Origin of the sequence: Pasteurella oralis (genome assembly GCF_002850605.1) — a bacterium.
Taxonomy (GTDB): domain Bacteria; phylum Pseudomonadota; class Gammaproteobacteria; order Enterobacterales; family Pasteurellaceae; genus Pasteurella; species Pasteurella oralis.
Genome location: NZ_NXGB01000002.1, coordinates 138,454 through 156,514, shown reverse-complemented (window position 1 = coordinate 156,514; position 18,061 = coordinate 138,454). Strand labels below are relative to the sequence as shown.

General features: G+C 35.4%; 33 protein-coding genes. 30 read left to right on the top strand and 3 right to left on the bottom strand.

The features are described from left to right. Positions 1 to 18: 18 nt before the first annotated feature. From C0975_RS03190 to C0975_RS03180, 3 genes are read right to left on the bottom strand one after another with little or no spacing between them, the layout of a single operon-like run. Positions 19 to 249 carry a helix-turn-helix domain-containing protein gene (locus C0975_RS03190; protein WP_101774953.1) on the bottom strand — a complete coding sequence of 77 codons (231 nt, stop codon included), beginning with the start codon at positions 247 to 249 and terminating at the stop codon, positions 19 to 21. A gap of 48 nt (positions 250 to 297) precedes the next feature. Continuing rightward, positions 298 to 573 carry a hypothetical protein gene (locus C0975_RS03185; RefSeq protein WP_005756640.1) on the bottom strand — a complete coding sequence of 92 codons (276 nt, stop codon included), beginning with the start codon at positions 571 to 573 and terminating at the stop codon, positions 298 to 300. Positions 574 to 593: 20 nt separating this feature from the next. After that, positions 594 to 794, bottom strand: a complete 201-nt coding sequence (locus tag C0975_RS03180; RefSeq protein WP_101774952.1) for a transcriptional regulator — start codon at positions 792 to 794, stop codon at positions 594 to 596. 121 nt (positions 795 to 915) lie between these two features. Between C0975_RS03180 and C0975_RS03175 the strand changes: the two genes are divergently transcribed. The 30 genes from C0975_RS03175 (at position 916) to C0975_RS11570 (ending at position 17,875) form a co-directional block, all read left to right on the top strand. Next, positions 916 to 1,602 (top strand): S24 family peptidase, encoded by a 687-nt coding sequence (locus C0975_RS03175; protein ID WP_101774951.1) that lies wholly within the window; start codon positions 916 to 918, stop codon positions 1,600 to 1,602. Between the two features lie 213 nt (positions 1,603 to 1,815). Further along, entirely contained in the window at positions 1,816 to 2,679 is an 864-nt protein-coding gene (locus tag C0975_RS03170; protein ID WP_245853291.1) for a hypothetical protein, read from the top strand. Continuing rightward, complete coding sequence (locus C0975_RS03165; protein WP_101774949.1) at positions 2,676 to 3,146, top strand: hypothetical protein; 471 nt, start codon at positions 2,676 to 2,678, stop codon at positions 3,144 to 3,146. The genes C0975_RS03170 and C0975_RS03165 overlap by 4 nt, the downstream gene beginning before the upstream one ends. Before the next feature lie 64 nt (positions 3,147 to 3,210). Further along, a complete protein-coding gene (locus tag C0975_RS03160) occupies positions 3,211 to 3,438 on the top strand; it encodes a hypothetical protein (protein WP_101774948.1) in 228 nt (75 codons plus the stop codon). Positions 3,439 to 3,532: 94 nt separating this feature from the next. Beyond that, positions 3,533 to 3,805 carry a BrnT family toxin gene (locus tag C0975_RS03155; protein ID WP_101774947.1) on the top strand — a complete coding sequence of 91 codons (273 nt, stop codon included), beginning with the start codon at positions 3,533 to 3,535 and terminating at the stop codon, positions 3,803 to 3,805. Further along, entirely contained in the window at positions 3,786 to 4,106 is a 321-nt protein-coding gene (locus C0975_RS03150) for a BrnA antitoxin family protein (protein ID WP_101774946.1), read from the top strand. The genes C0975_RS03155 and C0975_RS03150 overlap by 20 nt, the downstream gene beginning before the upstream one ends. Positions 4,107 to 4,383: 277 nt before the next feature. Then, on the top strand, positions 4,384 to 4,581 hold the full coding sequence (locus tag C0975_RS03145) for a hypothetical protein (RefSeq protein ID WP_101774945.1): 198 nt from the start codon (positions 4,384 to 4,386) through the stop codon (positions 4,579 to 4,581). A gap of 477 nt (positions 4,582 to 5,058) precedes the next feature. After that, complete coding sequence (locus C0975_RS03140) at positions 5,059 to 5,760, top strand: outer membrane beta-barrel protein (protein WP_101774944.1); 702 nt, start codon at positions 5,059 to 5,061, stop codon at positions 5,758 to 5,760. Between the two features lie 75 nt (positions 5,761 to 5,835). After that, positions 5,836 to 6,099 carry a hypothetical protein gene (locus tag C0975_RS03135; RefSeq protein ID WP_101774943.1) on the top strand — a complete coding sequence of 88 codons (264 nt, stop codon included), beginning with the start codon at positions 5,836 to 5,838 and terminating at the stop codon, positions 6,097 to 6,099. 248 nt (positions 6,100 to 6,347) lie between these two features. Then, entirely contained in the window at positions 6,348 to 7,010 is a 663-nt protein-coding gene (locus C0975_RS03130) for a KilA-N domain-containing protein (RefSeq protein ID WP_101774942.1), read from the top strand. A gap of 84 nt (positions 7,011 to 7,094) precedes the next feature. After that, positions 7,095 to 7,343, top strand: a complete 249-nt coding sequence (locus C0975_RS03125; RefSeq protein ID WP_101774941.1) for a hypothetical protein — start codon at positions 7,095 to 7,097, stop codon at positions 7,341 to 7,343. Between the two features lie 165 nt (positions 7,344 to 7,508). Continuing rightward, positions 7,509 to 7,670: a hypothetical protein gene (locus tag C0975_RS11320; RefSeq protein WP_167383025.1), complete on the top strand. Its 162-nt coding sequence runs from the start codon at positions 7,509 to 7,511 to the stop codon at positions 7,668 to 7,670. 2 nt (positions 7,671 to 7,672) lie between these two features. Next, the gene (locus tag C0975_RS03115) at positions 7,673 to 8,614 is read left to right on the top strand and encodes a hypothetical protein (RefSeq protein WP_101774939.1); all 942 of its coding nucleotides are present in this window, start codon (positions 7,673 to 7,675) and stop codon (positions 8,612 to 8,614) included. 9 nt (positions 8,615 to 8,623) lie between these two features. Beyond that, the gene (bet, locus tag C0975_RS03110; RefSeq protein ID WP_101774938.1) at positions 8,624 to 9,406 is read left to right on the top strand and encodes a phage recombination protein Bet; all 783 of its coding nucleotides are present in this window, start codon (positions 8,624 to 8,626) and stop codon (positions 9,404 to 9,406) included. Then, the gene (locus C0975_RS03105) at positions 9,403 to 10,014 is read left to right on the top strand and encodes a YqaJ viral recombinase family protein (protein WP_101774937.1); all 612 of its coding nucleotides are present in this window, start codon (positions 9,403 to 9,405) and stop codon (positions 10,012 to 10,014) included. The genes bet and C0975_RS03105 overlap by 4 nt, the downstream gene beginning before the upstream one ends. 3 nt (positions 10,015 to 10,017) lie before the next feature. Continuing rightward, entirely contained in the window at positions 10,018 to 10,479 is a 462-nt protein-coding gene (gene ssb, locus C0975_RS03100; protein ID WP_101774936.1) for a single-stranded DNA-binding protein, read from the top strand. Positions 10,480 to 10,534: 55 nt separating this feature from the next. Continuing rightward, positions 10,535 to 10,810 (top strand): hypothetical protein, encoded by a 276-nt coding sequence (locus tag C0975_RS03095; RefSeq protein WP_101774935.1) that lies wholly within the window; start codon positions 10,535 to 10,537, stop codon positions 10,808 to 10,810. An 8-nt stretch (positions 10,811 to 10,818) separates the two neighbouring features. Continuing rightward, complete coding sequence (locus C0975_RS03090; protein WP_101774934.1) at positions 10,819 to 11,316, top strand: MazG-like family protein; 498 nt, start codon at positions 10,819 to 10,821, stop codon at positions 11,314 to 11,316. After that, the gene (locus C0975_RS03085; protein WP_101774933.1) at positions 11,316 to 11,627 is read left to right on the top strand and encodes a DUF6378 domain-containing protein; all 312 of its coding nucleotides are present in this window, start codon (positions 11,316 to 11,318) and stop codon (positions 11,625 to 11,627) included. Before C0975_RS03090 ends, C0975_RS03085 begins: the two co-directional genes overlap by 1 nt. Positions 11,628 to 11,703: 76 nt before the next feature. Beyond that, positions 11,704 to 12,459, top strand: a complete 756-nt coding sequence (gene rdgC / locus C0975_RS03080) for a recombination-associated protein RdgC (RefSeq protein ID WP_101774932.1) — start codon at positions 11,704 to 11,706, stop codon at positions 12,457 to 12,459. Further along, entirely contained in the window at positions 12,449 to 12,721 is a 273-nt protein-coding gene (locus C0975_RS03075; protein ID WP_101774931.1) for a hypothetical protein, read from the top strand. The genes rdgC and C0975_RS03075 overlap by 11 nt, the downstream gene beginning before the upstream one ends. A gap of 40 nt (positions 12,722 to 12,761) precedes the next feature. Next, a complete protein-coding gene (locus C0975_RS03070; protein ID WP_101774930.1) occupies positions 12,762 to 13,238 on the top strand; it encodes a hypothetical protein in 477 nt (158 codons plus the stop codon). An 8-nt stretch (positions 13,239 to 13,246) separates the two neighbouring features. Continuing rightward, the gene (locus C0975_RS03065; protein WP_101774929.1) at positions 13,247 to 13,702 is read left to right on the top strand and encodes a DUF551 domain-containing protein; all 456 of its coding nucleotides are present in this window, start codon (positions 13,247 to 13,249) and stop codon (positions 13,700 to 13,702) included. 327 nt (positions 13,703 to 14,029) lie between these two features. Then, positions 14,030 to 14,248, top strand: coding sequence for a hypothetical protein (locus C0975_RS03060; protein WP_046338488.1), 219 nt, complete (start codon positions 14,030 to 14,032; stop codon positions 14,246 to 14,248). Between the two features lie 13 nt (positions 14,249 to 14,261). Continuing rightward, positions 14,262 to 14,723 carry a hypothetical protein gene (locus C0975_RS03055; RefSeq protein ID WP_101774928.1) on the top strand — a complete coding sequence of 154 codons (462 nt, stop codon included), beginning with the start codon at positions 14,262 to 14,264 and terminating at the stop codon, positions 14,721 to 14,723. A 12-nt stretch (positions 14,724 to 14,735) separates the two neighbouring features. Continuing rightward, positions 14,736 to 15,503 carry a phage antirepressor KilAC domain-containing protein gene (locus C0975_RS11510; protein WP_217349314.1) on the top strand — a complete coding sequence of 256 codons (768 nt, stop codon included), beginning with the start codon at positions 14,736 to 14,738 and terminating at the stop codon, positions 15,501 to 15,503. Positions 15,504 to 15,569: 66 nt separating this feature from the next. After that, positions 15,570 to 15,857 carry a hypothetical protein gene (locus C0975_RS03040; RefSeq protein WP_101774927.1) on the top strand — a complete coding sequence of 96 codons (288 nt, stop codon included), beginning with the start codon at positions 15,570 to 15,572 and terminating at the stop codon, positions 15,855 to 15,857. 6 nt (positions 15,858 to 15,863) lie between these two features. Then, positions 15,864 to 16,253, top strand: coding sequence for a pyruvate kinase (locus C0975_RS03035; RefSeq protein ID WP_101774926.1), 390 nt, complete (start codon positions 15,864 to 15,866; stop codon positions 16,251 to 16,253). 78 nt (positions 16,254 to 16,331) lie between these two features. Then, on the top strand, positions 16,332 to 16,529 hold the full coding sequence (locus tag C0975_RS03030; protein WP_014391107.1) for a helix-turn-helix transcriptional regulator: 198 nt from the start codon (positions 16,332 to 16,334) through the stop codon (positions 16,527 to 16,529). A gap of 959 nt (positions 16,530 to 17,488) precedes the next feature. Continuing rightward, a complete protein-coding gene (locus tag C0975_RS11570) occupies positions 17,489 to 17,875 on the top strand; it encodes a hypothetical protein (RefSeq protein WP_245853289.1) in 387 nt (128 codons plus the stop codon). The last annotated feature ends 186 nt before the right edge of the window (positions 17,876 to 18,061 follow it).

Below are 18,061 nucleotides of genomic sequence, written 5' to 3'. Positions count from 1 at the left end.
CTGTTAAAGCGTTCCATATCACACCACCATCGAATACTGGGCTACTCGTTTACCGCTTGGCACGGTTATCATCTTTGTTTCGATTAGATAACCTTTTTGTTTTAAGTCATAAATGCGTGCGCCAAGACGTAAGCAGTTAAAGCGTCTTTCAGCATCAAGGTGAGTGAGTTTCTCGCCATTTTTTAACGCTTTTAAAATCTGTGCACTTTGTGCTTTACTTTCGTTTTCGTTTAAATTAATATTTTCCATGTTATTAATTCCTATAAATTAATTAGCCACCGCTCCAACGGTGGTTTTTTACTGCCCAAACTCAGCCAGACCTTTACTTGCAAAAAGCTTTAACGCCTCAAGCTCTGCATCACTTATTTGATTAAGTCCTTTTTCTGTAACTGTTAATCCAAGCTCATCTAAATAAGCGCAGAATTTATCTAAATGCTCCGCTTTAAAACGACATAAAGTGCTTGGATCTATACCGATACACTCAGCAAGCTCTTTATCTGTTCTTTCTACTGCCTTTCTTCTAACTAAGGCTGCAATCTCTATTGCAGATTTTGTTAATTCATTGCGTGCCATTGCACACCCCTTTTGATAAGTTAACCCCATACGTCAGGGCGAATATCTGCTTTCTTTACTGCCCCATTAGTTAGGTTTTCGATTTTCTTAGCTAACTCGATAGGGGCTTTTGAATATCCCTTTTCGACCTGACAAAGAAATGATTTTGAAATACCTAGCTTTCTAGCAAACTCGGCTTTGAAACCGCGGGGGCGATTTGATAAGTAGTTTTTAAGTTCCATTTCACCTCCGATATTAAAAACTAAATATAGTTTAGCATTTAATAAATACAAAAGTAAACATTATTTAGCATTTGCTAGTTTAGTTATTACTAAATATCATTAAACTGAATAGGAGTACTTTATGAATCTAGACAAAAACGAACTAACACAGGTAAGAAGAGAAAATCTAAAAAAATGGTTCTCAGACAAAGTTGTACCTGAAAAAGATAGAAGTTATATATCTCAGTTAATTAGTGGGAAAACGCCATCATTTGGTGAAAAAGCGGCAAGAAGATTAGAAAGTGAAAATGGAATGCCACCGTTTTACTTAGATATAAAACAAAGCAGTATAGAATCTAACGTAAAAGATATTGGCTCATTTGATTTATGGGATCGCAATACCCCACTTCATGACGAAGATATCGAAGTACCATTTTTACAAGATATTAGGCTTGCAGCAGGTAATGGGTTTGCAGATGACATCATGGACTATAACAATTTTAAATTGCGCTTTTCTAAAGCAACATTACGTAGACAAGGTGTGCAATATGAAAATGCAGTCTGTGTTGTGGCAGAAGGTGACTCAATGGAACCTGCAATACCAGATGGGGCAACTGTTGGTGTAGATATGGGGAATAAAGTTATTCGTGATAACAATATCTATGCAATCAATCATGGCGGATTATTGCGCATTAAAATTTTAAACAAAATGCCAAATGAGCAAGTATTGATCAGAAGTTTTAACTCAACATCATACCCAGATGAAATAGTAAACCTAGATGAAATTGTAGTGATCGGGAAAGTATTTTGGTATTCGGTTTTGTTGTAGGTATTCTGGTGGTCTGTGCTTTGTGATTGGTGGATTTAACATAAGGAAAAAATATGGCAAAAAAAAAATATAACAGAAAAAAAAATCGAAACTGCTCAAGTCGTATTACGAGCCTTTAAAATTAACAATCCTAATGCAACAACAGATACGAGTCAGGTAAGAGAGAAACTTGAGGCTTTTTTAGAAAGTGATCATTCCGCTGAAAAACGCTGTTTGATATTAAATCCAGATGATACTGATAAAGAACAAGATCTTATCTCAGACTATAGCAGTAAAGGAAAACAACAATCTCTATTTTGTACATTATTACGGATGAAATTAGGCAACGGTGTGCAACACATTACTGATGAGCTATTGAATGAACATAAATTCAGTATTAACGACTTAAAGAAGCGCACAATTTCGACAGCTGGTATATATCAACGTCATTACTATTTTTCTATCCTTGATGATTATCTTGTTACTGCCTGTATGCCATTAAATCAAACTATTAAGCAGTTACAAACATATTTGGCATGGCTACTCAATGATGAAATTTTAGAAATTACACCAATGATTTCTCCACCACCGGAATGTAAGCTCAGTGATTTGGTTTCAGCTACTTTTGTTGATCCAGAATTCAACAATATCCCACATTCGCAACCAGAACAACATGTGGATAGTCAGAAATCCCCAAACAACTACACTATGCAAACTACAGAAAATACCGGAACCAAACGTCATTGGCTTAGTAAGGTAGTTATCAAAGAGTTACTTCCTAAACTATTGAAAGAGGGTTCTGACTTTAAAGAAGTTGAAAATCTTGCTAAAATAATTTCCGCTGAATTGGTGGTTAAATTTAAAAAACCACGTAAAATGATTCAGGATGACTATGAAAAAATCCTTGGAGCTACCCTTAAGCCTGTGGGTGATATTGAGAATATAAAATTTAAAACCAAAGATAAAAAAAACATAGTCAAAGGAAAAGATTTGCTCAAAACAAAGACTGTTGAAATTGAAAAAACAGAAAGCGGATATCTTGTTGAAGAGCAACTAATACAGGCTATGGCACATTACCTACAAGAGATCAGGCAGTGAAAATTATAGCTCAATTAATCGTAGCTTTTTTTATTTCATTATTAATCTGCAATATTGGAACTTACCGCCCTAGCACATCTACATTAAACGTACTTTATACCGTGGCAGGCATTTTGTTTAGTGTTGGTCTTGGTCTGATTATTACGATCGTACCTAGTGGAGTTAAAAATCCATCTTATATTGCTGAAATTCGTGGTGCTATAAATAAAGTAAGGAATAGATTTTTTATTGAGTTTTTTTTGATTACTTTGGCTTATATTTCTTTTTCAGAACCAAAAAACTGGGAAGTTATTAAAATCGTACTTTACGAAGAAATAGCGTTAAAAATTGATCTTGTATTATACACAGAAATTTTTCTTATTCTCTCTCTACCTTATTTTATGTACAATTTTTTATCAATTCAAAAGTTGAACAACGATATTTTTGATAAAGTAAATCAAGAGAACAAGAATAAACCTAATCAATAACAAACGCCCAAAATCCCCCAAACCGCCCACACTGGCGGTTTTTTCTTTTAATAAAGAGAAAATCATGAGCAGAAGCTATAAGAAGACAAAAATATTTGGATTTACATCTTCAGACAGCGATCGAGAAGGTAAAAAACTCAATCATAGAAAGTTTCGCCAAGCAACTCGCCTCTCCTTGATTAATAACAAAGAGCCACCATGTACACTCAATGCGTTATATACAGAAAGCCAATTTCCTAAAGACGGCAAGCACTACTGGGCAAGTGCAACTAAAAGAGATATGGTGAAATAACTCTCATTAGATTAAATCGTAATTACAAAATAACTTGACTTACAATCTAATTGTAATTACAATATAGCTAATTTAATCATATTATTATGCCGCAATGAAAATCACTTATGACCCAAACAAAAACCAAAAGAATATTGAAGAACGGGGCTTGTCTTTTGATTTAGTGGCATTACTTGATTGGAATACAGCCATTATTTGGCAAGACTGTCGGTTTAATTATCCAGAAACACGTTACTCAATGCTGGCATTATTAGATGAACGGCTGCATTTCGCTAACTTTACCCCAATTCCACAAGGTATTAGAGTAATTAGTTTTCGCAAGGCAAACAAAAGAGAGGTAAAACGCTATGAAATTAAATACCCGTAACTCTATTGATTATGACGCACTTTCCGAAGCTCCGCTTACCGATAATGAATTAGCACAAATGAAACCTTTACGTGAAGTTATGCCACCAGAATTTGTGAACATGGTGCTTTCTCACCAAGCTGAAATGGAGGCACAAGGAAAAATTAAATCACGTACTCGCGGTAAACAAAAAGCGCCGACTAAACAATCTGTCACTATTCGCCTTTCACCTGAAGTTATTGCTGCATTTAAAGCAACTGGGCAAGGCTGGCAATCACGTATTAATGATGCATTGTTACAATACGTTCACAATTCAATGTAATTTTTAAGCTTTTCATTTCACCACTAAGCTCCACACAAGGGGCTTTTTTCTTACCCAGCTCCGACAATAACTCCACTTATCAACTCTCTTTTCTGTGACATAGCTCACAAATTCAGCAATTAATCAAAAAATTTCAAAAATATTTTTCTTTGAAAATCAACCTTTTACTAAACATTAAGCAGAATTTAACTAAATTTTACTAAATAATCACTTTACTAAACATTTAGTGTTTGCTAAATTATATCCAACAAAACGAGATACATATCAGGAGAGAAAGATGGAATTTAATAACGCACAAGAGCTAAAGCAATTCATTATCAACGAAGTATTGCAAGATTATGCAGACAGAGCAGGTAAGACACTTTCTGAAGCAAGAAAATTGTTTGAAAGCGTAGATTGGGTAAAAGAAGAAGTAATGGATAAAGTTTACGAAATTTCACTTCAAATTGCTAGAAATCAAGGTTTTAAACTGTAATCAGAATTTTTACTAAGCCCTTTCTATAAGAGGGCTTGAATAAAGGTTCTAAACCTCGCTCTTTAAAAAACTGGATAAAAACGCATAGCTTGCCAAATGGTGAGAGTGTTAGTAAAAGTGTGGTAACAGACCCACCGCACTCAACAAGACGGAACCAAAGCCCGAATCAAGTTATGTGTATACTTGCGGAAATTTCAGCACTGGCAGTGAATCAGGAAGCCCAAACGCAAGTATAAAAATTCCTTATGTGTTGTGGTGACCATAAGCCTTGTAGCTTGGGCAAGGTAAAAAAGCCAAGCAACCATCAATAAAGCGCATTTACAGAGAAATCTTGGTAAGTACAACTGAGACAAAGGTCAGACAAGTGTGCTTTATTGATAACACACTTTACTTTTAACTACCTGCTAATTTACTATATAAAAAGGTAAATTTACCTACCAAATTATTATTTTATATCACTACACATGGAACGTTATTATGAAAATTAACACATTACTTTTAACAACGTTGTCAGTTCTTCCTGCTTTTGCAATCGCTCAAGCTGGTCAATTTAATTTTTATGGTAAAGCGGGGATTGATTTAACCTCTCGTTTTGAATCAGTAGAAATAGCAACAATAAAAAGTCCTTTTTTTAATAGCACTATCCCATCAAAGAAAAATACATTTTCACCAAGCATTTTTCTAGAAACAACATATAACATTTTGCCGCAAACAGAGATTGGCGTTGGGATGGGTTATATCAAACGTAAAGGATTCAATCATGAAACATCTAAAGTTTATATGAATGGGAACAATAAAAGCGTAGCTACAGAAAAAGCCAAAATAAATCGCTATTCTTCTATTCCTATTTATTTAATTCTAAAACAAAATTACCCTCTTAATCAGGATACAGCTCTTTATCTCAAAGGTAATTTGGGTTATTCACTGAATAAAGCACGCAATACAACATACACATTTTCTCTCGATAATAATCCTTATTCCCATCCCGTTAATGTAAAAACTAAGAATGGACTTTATTTAGGTCTAGGTGCTGGAGTGGAATATAAATCATTTTTAGCTGAAATAGGATATTATCACACTGACTCTGCTATCAAATATAAGTTCCCTCATGACAACCATAACTTATACGAATCATACAACAATGACGCACTACGCTTCTCTATTGGCTTTAAATTCTGATAAGTAGCGTAATATTTACATAACCCGAAGCCGTTTAATAACGGCTTTTTTTATACCTAAAATTTGGAGAAAACAATGAACAAATATGAAGCTCTCGGCAGATATATTGAAGCTAAAGAAAAATTAACAAAATTAACTGAAAAGCGAAAAATATTCGCTGGAAAAATTATAGATGCTAGTCAACATTTACAAGGAATTAGTGCTACTAGCTTAAAGAAAACATCCGCTGAAATCACTGAAATGTTGGAACAATTTATCAAAATTAACAATGAAGCACTGGAATTAGTCGCTGAAATTAACCAATATGCAGAAATTTGCGAAAGACCTAAAGTAAGTTAATATTGACATAATACCCCCTTTTATTTTACTATCTGCTTCAAGGTGTCGAAACCTAATGTCAAAGGCGGATAGTGTAACTGGTCGCCAAGAGCGACTTTTTTTATATCCGTAATCCTGACTATGTCGGGAGGGCGACTAATACAATACTCGCAAGAGGAATACGTCCAGCCCTTGCCTTTGACAGGGTTTTCGAACCTCCCGACACCACTGTCGAAAGTGGTTATCTCAACTAGTCAAAGGATTAAATTATGTCAAATTTAACTATTCTCAATACCTCAATCCGTACTATTGATAATCTTTTTTGTTTAAATGATCTTCATAAAGCTAGTGGTTCTGATAAAAATAAACAACCAGCTTTTTTTATTCGCAATGAGCAAACTAAAGATCTAATTAGTGAGATTAATAGCGAAAACTCCCACTCTGCAAATTCGCAGACTGCAATAAAATCAATTAATGGTGGCAAAGATCGTGGCACATACGCTTGCGAAGAATTAGTTTTATCTTATGCAATGTGGATTAGTCCAAAATTCCATTTAGTCGTCCTACGGGCATTTCTGGCAATGCACAGAAACGAACCACAACAACTTGCCTTACCTGAACCTGAAAAGAAATATACATTCTCATTTACTGAATACGAACTACAACAACTTGCTTGGGCATGGTTTGCATTTAGTCGTTGTACTGAAACACTACGTAAACTTTATTCTCCATTGCAAAAATTAGGCTCACATTTCGCAGTAGAAGCATATGGTTGCGGTGTGGATTACCATCACTTAGTACAAAACTCAAATGACACAATTAACCGCATAACAAAAGAATTTAAATGCGTAAGTCATAACAATTGGCGAGTGCTAGAACACGTTCGTAATTTCGATAAGAACGCAATAGTCTACAACCAAATTCACGATTAAAACTCCCCAGAAACCGACCGCACTTTATCGTGTGGCGGTTTTCTGCACCCTAAATTCAGCCAATTGATTAAAAAGGAAACGATTATGAAACACATCAATCTATGGAACTTACTATCAGTATTCATTCTCGCGTTTATTTTAGGCATTAGCTGTCATCCAGTCTACGCATCAGAAATCGACTGGGAAGCACAAGCAAAAGCAGAATGGATTATCGAACACGGAGACAATCAAGTCACGCTCACAGAAGAAGCTGAGCAGTATTTAAGAAAACAAACACTAATCATTCAGGAGTTTTATGACGCCAAAAGAGAAAAATTACACAGCGAGAATTAATGAAAGTCGCGGATGGTATCACGGTGCTATTTATATCAACGGGATATTAAAAGAACGAACCGCAGGCGTAAGAAATAAGGTTATAGCAATCTGTTTGTTAAATAAAAGAATTAAGCGGTTAAATCTTAGCTTAGAGAAAAAAATTCCAGAAATGGAGGTGTAATTATGAGAAATAGACGATTTTTACCTGCTTGGCAGTGCGACAGCGATCAAGATTACTATGCACAGTTTGAGCAAAAAGAAGAGCAAGAAGTAGATCCTGATGATTACGATGATGAGTGGTTTGTAGAACAGGATATTAAATATCACAACGGCGACAGAGGTTAATTATGGAATTTGGTTTAATTCTATCAACAGAAAGCAAAGTATTAGCTTGTAACATTCAAGACTTCAAAGCGCAAGCAGAGAAATTCTTATCAACAATCACGAGCAAATTTGAAACAGATGAGGATTTTGGAAAAGCAAAGGACGAAGTAAAACTGCTTAAAGAAGTCGAAGATCGCACTCGCGAAGCAATTAAAAACGCACGCCAAGGCGACATTCAAGAATTAATAGCACAAGCGGAAGATATTGCGGAGCAATTTAGACAAAAACGCTTGTTTTTAGATAAAACAGTAAAAACGCGCGAAGTTGAGATTAAGACTGAGATTGTGTCAACAGCACTAGATGAAGTTGTGCGTTCAATGAGTGGTTATAGCAACGATGTTTCAATCGTACTTAGCAGCAAGTTCACTAAAAATGCCATGAAATCCCGACTTGATGAATCAGGAAAAGGAAGAAGTAAAACTGAAACGTATAGAAAAGCAGTTAACGCTGAAAAATCATTAATTATCACTGAAATTTCATCCGAAGGTGCTCGCATTGCTGAGCGCAGAAAGATGATCCCAATTCATTACGAACATCTGTTCAGAGATTGGCAACAGCTAATTGGTGGCGAGCAAGATTTAGATCCAATTATTTCAGAACGTATCGCAGAGGAAGAAAAGCGAGAAGCAGAATTAAAAGCAAAAGCCGAAGCAGAGGCTAAAGCGAGAGAAGAAACTCAGGCTCAAGAACAAGCTGAAATTGAATCAAGCCAAGCACAAGAAAAGCAGTCAAGCCTGGAAAGTGCGGTAGAAAAAACGCAAGAATCCACTACTACCACAAATGAGCCTGTTTTTGAGTTTTTAGTGAAAATTCCTTTTACCGGCACGATAAATGAAGCGGTTGCTTTCGCAAGAGAAATTAAAGCGAAATATGGCGATCAAGTTCAACTAACAAAAATTAAGTAGGAAAGAAAAATGGCAACAGCATTACAGACGTTAACAAATAAACTCGCAGAACGCTTTGAAATGGGTTCTAGCGAAAATCTTCCACAAACTTTAATGGCAACTGCTTTTCGTGGGCAAAACGTCACACCAGAGCAGATGACTGCACTTTTAGTTGTTGCAAATCAACATGGTTTAAATCCGTGGACTAATGAAATTTACGCATTTCCCAATAATGGCGGAATTGTGCCAATTGTTGGGGTTGATGGTTGGTCAAGAATTATGAACGAACATCCGCAATTTGACGGCATTGAGTTTGTCTTTGGCGAGGATAATAGCTGTACTTGTACTATTTATCGCAAAGATCGCACTCGCCCAATTGTAGTTACTGAATATATGGGTGAATGTCAGCGCAACACGCAGCCTTGGAAATCCCATCCAAAGCGAATGCTGCGACATAAAGCTATGATTCAGTGCGCAAGACTTGCTTTTGGGTTCACTGGGATTTATGACCAAGATGAAGCAGAACGCATAGTTGAAAATAACAAGGAGCCAATTAATGTAACTCCTAAGCCTAATGTAATAGAAGGACAATCAACAGAACTTGCAACTGAAGAACAGGTTAATTTGCTAAAACAGTTAATTCAACTAACTAACACAAATACAGTTAAAGCATTTGCGTATTATGGCGTTAGCACTCTTGAGCAACTACCTAAAGAAAAAGCAGAACATTTCATCAAAACATTAAATCAACGTCTTGATGAACAATCAGCTAATATTTCAAAAAATGATTTAGGTGAAGAAATACCACTATGATTGATGGCTTAATTACGCTCGATTGTGAGCAAGGCACAGAGGAATGGCTAGTTGCAAGGCTAGGCATTCCTACAGCCACAGGAATTAAAAATATAGTAACTCCAAACGGACAGAAGTCTAGCGGTTGGGTTTCTTATCTTGCTGAACTTGTTGCAGAAAGTATTGAGGGAGTGACCGAGGGCTTTAAATCACAGCACATGGAGCGCGGTAATGAACTTGAGCCGCTAGCACGCATGGCTTATGAGTTTGCAACAGGAAATGAAGTAACACAAGTCGGTGGCGTTTATCTCAACGAGAAAAAAGAGCTAATGATAAGTCCTGACGGCTTAATTTTGAGCCGCCAAAAAGGCTTGGAAATCAAGTGTCCGAAGATGAAAACGCATATCAAGTACATTCTTGAAGGTGGTGTACCGTCTGAATACATCATTCAAGTTCAAGTAGCAATATGGGTCACGGGTTATGAAACGTGGGATTTTGTTAGTTATTGTCCTGAATACCAGAAACAAACGCTTTATCTATACACAGCAACTCGAGATGAGAAATTGATGAAAGCGTTTGATGAATATATTCCACAGTTTTTGACATCATTAAAAGCACTTAAGGGGTAAGTAATGGCTGGAGTCAATAAAGTAATTATCGTGGGAAATTTGGGAAACAATCCTGAAATTCGCACAATGCCAAATGGCGATCTTGTGGCTAATATCAGTGTGGCCACAAGTGAAGCTTGGAATGATAAACAAACTGGCGAACGCCGCGAAGTTACAGAATGGCACCGCATTGTGTTCTATCGTCGTCAAGCTGAAATTTGTGAGCAGTACTTGAAAAAAGGTTCAAAAGTTTACGTAGAGGGCAAACTCCGAACACGCAAATGGCAAGACCAAAACGGGCAAGACCGCTACACCACAGAAATCCAAGGCGACGTATTACAAATGCTAGATAGTCGCCAAGATTCACAACCGCAGCAAGCGCAAGTTAATACACAAGCACCACAAAACAACGCTTATGCGAATGCGAAAGCTGGAAAGCCTGTACAGCAGGTTGATAACTTTGAAGAAGATAATATCCCATTTTGAGTTACATATACAGAACGACAGCCACTTTAACAAGTGGCTTTTTATTAGGTGAAATATGGATTTAGTGAAAAATCTTTTGGAAAAACACAATTTTAAAATACATAGCAGTCCACCAGGTTTCATTTGGTCAAAAAGAGATAAAGACAACACAAGTATAGTTTGTAGTTTTAACATGGAAGTAATGACGGTTTCCATCTCTCACGGTGGCGCAAGAAACCCAAGAAAAGCCAAAAAAATTATCAAATCTATTTTTGGTGATTCGTATAGATGTGAGCAGCAAAAAGTAATCAGTGCTAGTGCTGTATATTTTAATTTAACAAGATTAAATTAGGTGAAAGTATGAATAAAGAAATCAAAGAATTAATCGAGAAAATCGAAAAGTGGGCGGAAGATAGAAATTTGATCAAAGGCTCTACTCCACAGAAACAATCCTTAAAGTTGATGGAAGAATTTGGCGAATTATGCGGAGGTATTGCCAAAAACAAACCAGACGTAATCAAGGACAGCGTTGGTGACTGTGCTGTTGTGCTTATTATTCTCGCTAAACAACTCAACTTTAACATCGTGTTACAAACAAAAGACGGGAACTGGTATAGCAAGACCACTGATTATCTGCCGTATTTCGCTGTGAGATCCGCAAGACTAATGTTGGATTTAAGTGAGCGAGGTCGTACGGTAGATGAATTCGATTTTAAACTCACCCAACACTACCTGACATATATTTGCGATCAGCAAGGGTTCACATTCACAGAGTGTCTAGAACGTGCGTGGAACGACATTAAAGACCGCAAAGGAAGAATGGTGGATGGCTTTTTTGTCAAGGAGGAAGATTTGTAATGATTGAAAAAGTCTTAGACGAAAGAGAAACAACACACGGTGATTTTCACGCGGGCGCAATGGATTTTAAAGAGCTGATGAACGTTATTAATAGCGGTAGAAATAATATGGATTCATCACAATATTACGCGCTCACAATGATTGCAAGTAAGATTGTTCGTATTGTGAACGGAAATGCACATGAAGTTGACCATTGGCGAGATATTGCAGGTTATGCGACGTTAGGCGGTCGTTTGAATATTGAAGATGAACCGCTAACTCCACAACCAGCAGTTGATATATTGCCTGTTGTTAACTATCCGCAGAATTAATCAGTTATAAAGTAAAACTTAAATACTCAACAGCACGCAATAGCGTGTTTTTTGTATCTGAAATAAGGAAAAAGTTATGTTTTGGTTTAAAAACGCAATAATTTATCGTCTAACTAAAACGTTAGATTGGTCAACAGAGAAATTACGACAGGCATTACAACAATGCGCTTATCGTCCGTGTGATAAATCTGATGTGAGTAAATTTGGTTGGACAAACCCATTGCGAGGTAGTGAATTACTCTATCATGCAGCAGAAAACAAGATTTTGCTTGTTGCGCAGAAAGAAGAAAAAATTCTTCCAGCTCATGTTGTCAATAACGCACTAAACAAGCGCATTCATGAACTTGAGAAGAAAGAAGAGCGCAAATTAAATAAAGTTGAGAAGCAGGTACTCAAAGATGATGTGATTGCAGTGTTACTTCAACAAGCTTTTAGTAAGTATAGTCACACCGCACTTTTTATTGATGTAGAAAAAGGCTTGATTTATGTCGACGCTAGTTCATATAAGCGATCAGAAGATGTGCTTGCTTTGTTACGTAAAACGCTTGGTTCATTGCCTGTTGTTCCGCTGGCGTTTGCTAAAGAGCCAATTTTAGCAATGACAGCTTGGGTAGTTCAGGATGAGACTCCTGAATGGCTTGATTTGCAAGGCGATAGTAAATTAATAGACTTTAATAGTAATGGTGAGGCTGTTTTAAAAAATCAAGACTTCCATTGCGAAGATATTGCACAGCGTTTCGATGCAGATTTTATCTTAATGACAAGTGTTCTGTCAGAACTAACAGAGTTGTTGCTTAATGAGTTTGGCGGAGAGAAAGAACATGATCAATAAGTTATCTCGACTTTTTGAAAAGTCAGTAAAAATAGCAATACTGTTGTTGCTCATTGTTTTCTTCTTAAATGTAACTGGAGTTTTAGAGCTTGATAAAGTCCAGAAAGCTTTTGTTATAACAACGCTGTTCTCGCTGTGGTTGCTGAGAATTGAAATAACAGTTGATAAAGTCAATGAGAAGCTAGATAGAAAAACACGTATCAGCTACACATATACAGATGAACACGGTAAAGAAAAGACCGTATCATATCTAATCAAATAAGCCACTTAATTGTGGCTTTTTTATTATGAGGAATTTAACTATGACAGAAACAGTAACAATCACAAAAGAAGAATATGAAATGTTATTAGCTAATACAAAGAGAATGAATTTTCTTGAGCGTTATCGACCGTCGATGACAAAAGACAGGGAAGAAGAAGGAGTTGAATTTTCAGTTGATACACACGGAATAATTGATACTTTGCGCTACGGTAGCGTAACAGAATGCATTGATGGTGCAATCAATGATATGCGAGAGCTTCAAACAGTATTTTGGGTCGGTAAAGAAACAGAAATATATGCTGCACGCTCACTTGAAGAGTTAGTTTTAGAAAAATGGTTCACTGAAGTAGAAATGGATGAGTACAAGCGTGAGGGTACTTGGGGTGTAGTTACTGATTTAGATGAAGAGCTTAATGTCTTCAATGAAGAAACTGGGCTTAAAGAGAAAACAACAATTAAAAAGTTATTGGAAGATTGTGTAAATTTTCCAGACCAATTGCTTGCTAGCTACAATTGAGGTGGGTTATGACAGAAACAGAAAATAAATATTTTTCAATAGACATCTGCAACAATAATAGTATTTCTTTTCACAGCAACGAAGAAGAGGCTAAAGAAGAATGTTTGAATTGCGCAGAAGAGTTTCATCAACAATGTGTGGATGATCAAGATATGCAATTTTATGAAGACTGCGTAGATAGTGCAATCTACGGCTTGGTTCTCGGAAAAGCTGAATCTAAGAGCAGAAGCTTAAACGAAAAAGATGATGGCTGGATTAGTGTAAAAGATAGATTGCCTGAAAGAAATCAAGATGTCTTAGTTGCGTTTTGGACTGGTGGCAATTACGGGATTAGTTTCGCTACATACAAAAAATATGACGGAGAGATGGCATTTGTCGAACCAAATTACGGATATTACGGTATCGATGAGGTAACAACTGAATGTGATTTTTGGAGACCACTTCCACAGCCACCGCAAGGTTGAAAAACCAAAAGTCAATAGTTTTTTATATAAAACTAAAAAACAATAAACAATTGATTAAATTTTTTCTATTTGACATTCTACCGCTATTGATTTAGGATGCCATTTGCCTAAAAAGGCAGGTGCTTCAAACACACCTTGACTCATAGCGGAAACCAACCGCATTAAAGTGCGGTATTTTTTTATCCTGATTTTTATGATCGGGTGGCGTTTCGTACATACAAGACCGCAAGGGAAAACGAAAGGCTGTCTATGAGCAGTGTTTGAAGCACCCGATCACCCTATCTCAAACAATAGGGTTTTGTAAAATTACTCATAGGATAAAAAATCATGTCAAATATCAATTCCTTTAGAAGTCTATCCATCGACACGATAGACGAAATCAACAAACTTACCGAACAAGCCAAATCACTTATCCAAATTGTTTTGAATGATGGAAACGATCTCTCGTGTGGATTTGCATCATCTCAACAAGTTATTACTGGTACGCTCTGGGCAGCTTTAGATCTCGTCTCTCAAATTGACCACCACATTTCTAATGCTAAATAATAGGAATTTTTATATGAACAAACTAATCGTATTAAATAATGAAACTTTAACAATAAGTAGTCGTGAGATTGCTGAATTGCTAGATTTTAAACTTGAAAAAATTTTATTAAAAACTGAATTATTTGAACACCTTCAAACAGGGAAATTATCTTTAAGCAGTGCTTCTCATTTGGCATTTTGTTTGAATAAAGAGATACAAAACAACATAACTCATATTTATGACACAGCTCTCACATTATGTGCAAATGGGTACCTCTCAAAAAGTAGAGAGATGTCTACCTCAATCTGTTTATTAAAACAAATTACAGCCTCTGCTGAAATATGGTTTTCTCATTACCCCACATTATCTCGAGCATTTAATGTTTTAGGAAAGATATTGTTTGAGATTGATTGTGGATTAATAATGATGACCTCTCCCATACCAAGAAGAAAACAAAACCATATTAGCTATCAGCATAGTGTAGTTTTAAATTAAGGGAGAAGAAAAATGAAAATTCAAAAATTCTTTTATAACAATATTAGTGTCTCATTCAATGAACAACATTATTTGAATGCAACCGAAATAGCCAAACACTTTAACAAACAAGTTAGGGATTATCTAAAAACAACACAAACACAGGATTATCTAAGAGCACTTGCTCAAAATTTAAGCGTTAAGAATATTATCCTAACGGCAAATGATCTTGTAATCGTCAAACAAGGCGGTGTTGAACAAGGTACTTGGTTACATCCAAAATTAGCTGTCAATTTTGCCCGTTGGTTAAGTGCGGATTTTGCTGTTTGGTGTGATTTAAAAATAGATGCCCTAATGAAAGGAGAGGATACTCCTCAATCAGTAGATCCAATGCAAATGCTCAATGACCCTCGAACTTTACGTGGATTGCTAGATAATTATACTGAAAAAGTTCTGGTATTAGAGCATAAAGTCGAAGAAATGAAACCGACTGTGGCTGCCTTTGATCGCATAGCTACTAAAGCAGAAGGAACAATGTGTATTACTGATTCTGCTAAACACTTAGGTGTAAAACCAAAATTTCTGTTTGATTTCCTATCATCACAAAAGTGGATCTATAAACGACCAGGTAACTCTAATTGGATTGCTTATCAAGATAAACTACAACAACTATTACTTGAACATAAAATCCATGTAGCAATGCGTGATGATGGCACAGAAAAAGTTTGTGAGCGTGTATTAATAACTGCAAAAGGGCTGACAAAACTCGCAAAAATATTTGAATTACAGCAAGCAGCATAAGAAAACCGACCGCACTTTATTGTGCGGTTTTTTATTGCTTAAAAGATTGAAAATTAAGGATTAAAAATGAAATATCCAAAAAAATTAATTCTTGCTGTTTCAGTAGAAAACAAGCAACAAGAAGATGCTATTTTTAACAGTTTTGTACAAAACAAGAGTATAGAAAATGTAGGAAATGTAAGTGCAATCTCAAGAGATGATTTGTTCGAAGAAAGACGTATTTTATATAACTGTTTCAGTGAAAGCGTTATAAACAAGCTAAAAGATATCGCAAAACTGAAAGACGGATCTTTAGAAGAAATGCAATCTCAAATATCAAACATTATTGATGAGTTTATTGAAGATTTGGAGTGAGAGTAAATGAAAGCATTTGACTTAGAAAAAGCACTAGCTGGAGAGCCAGTGGTGCTTAGAGATGGGAGCAAAGCATTTGTTAAGTTCGAGGTTCCGAAAGAATTAAGAGCAAATAACTTTGCTGATATTGTAGGATTCAGGATAAGCGGTTATGAAGACATAGTCGGAATGTGGGAAGAACCACGACCTACAGTAACGCTGACTTTGCCTTGTCCGTTGTTGAAGCCACAAAAAGACATGTGGTTTATTTCTGCATTTAACAAAATTGTTAGATCAGATTATGGATATAATCCAGATACAACAGAGTTATCTTATAATTTAGAAGAAACGTTTTATTTTGCTACACAAGAAGATGCTCATGCTTGGCTTGATGCCATGAAAAATGCACGGAGATAAGTTATATCAGAAGTATGATTTTAACAAATCGTTGTATTAAGCCGTCCATGACGGCTTTTTTATTTAAGTGAGGTAAAAATGGAAAGATTAATACCATTAAAAGAGTTTTTAGAAATAACTGGTGTTAAAAAATCAACAGCGTATAATCGCTGGGACCCGAATAGTAAATATTTTGATCCTGAGTTCCCCCAGCCCATTCATAGAAAAGGGAAATTACTTTTCTCTTACACTCAAACACAAAATTATGCTGAAAAAGTCGTGTCTAACATTATCTAGTAAAAGTTTTTGGTATTATGTTTGGTATTATTTTTATAAAAAATCCAAGCCTAATACCAATAAAATCAAATTACTAAAATAACTTTCCTCAGCCAGCTAGTCGCACCATTTCACTTTCCAAACCTATCCAAAACTCCCAATAAAATCAATAAGAAACCAATAAATCACAAAGTAATCTTTCCAAAATATTCCAACCCCAACCAATAATTTTGGTATTACTTTCTCTAAAAAATGAGCTTTTGAAATGTAATACTAAAATACGAAGGAAGTATAACAATAAAAGTTAAGAGTCGCTTACATATACATATCAAAACAAGGCAAATAGTTTTAAAACTCTATATATCACAAGTTAATCAAAAACAACCTACTTGAATAGAATAGAGAACGAATTAAACGGGCTTATATTCAGTAGCAAAAAACTCTTGTGGATTACCGCCAAAACTAGCTGAATCTGTTTACTATGCAATTTATTTTATTAATTAATAATTATAAGTAGAAATAATATCTGAGGAATCAATACTATCATCCGTATTTTTTTGTAACTCGTAGGATAATATATTAACAAATTCAGCAACTTCCCTTGCTATTGTTGAGGTCAATATTTCTTTAATATTGAGAGCTAGCTTTCAAAATACCTCGAGCCATAACTAAAGTTATTTTTTATGTATTGCGGTGAATAAGCCTTGTAGATTGAGCAAAAGAAAAGAAACTAAGCCACGGTAATTAAGATCAAGTAAATAGAAGACACTAGGCAATTTCAAGTTGCCGAATATGTCAAGCCCCACTCTGACTACTATAATAAAACACATTTACAGGGAGCTAAGAGAAGTTAGCCTTAAGAAAAATGTTAGACAAGTGAGTTTTATTGATAATATACTCTTATCTCCTTGATAACTATAATCAAGGAACATGGATTCATCTGTGAAATTGTTATTATTACTATGCATGGAAGGTTTACTATGAAAATTAAATCATTAATATTAATCACATCTTCACTAATTCCTGCAATTACGGTTGCACAAACAAGTCAAACTAATTTCTATGTTAAAGCGGGTATTGATTTAACCTCTCGTTTCGAGACATTGAAAATACATAGCGGATTTGACGAGTCTTATCATCATTTTGCTAGAGGTTCAAAAAAAAATACGTTTTCACCAAGTATTTTTCTAGAAACAACATATAACATTCTTCCGCAAACAGAAGTTGGTTTAGGGGTAGGTTATATCAAGCGTAAAGGTTTTAATTATTATCATGAATATAATCTATTCAAAGAGGAATACAAAATAAACCGCTATTCTTCTATTCCTATCTACTCAACTTTTAAGCAAAACTTCTCGCTTAACTAAGATACAAAAATCTATTTTAAAAGTGACTTAGGCTATTCATTTAATAAAACACGTAAAACTTTATATAAAGCTAATAGTCATCCATATAGAAATACTATTCATTTTAAAACTAAAGATGGTCTCTATTTAGGGTTGGGAGTAGGGATAGAATATAAATCTTTCTTAACTGAAATAGGCTATTATCAT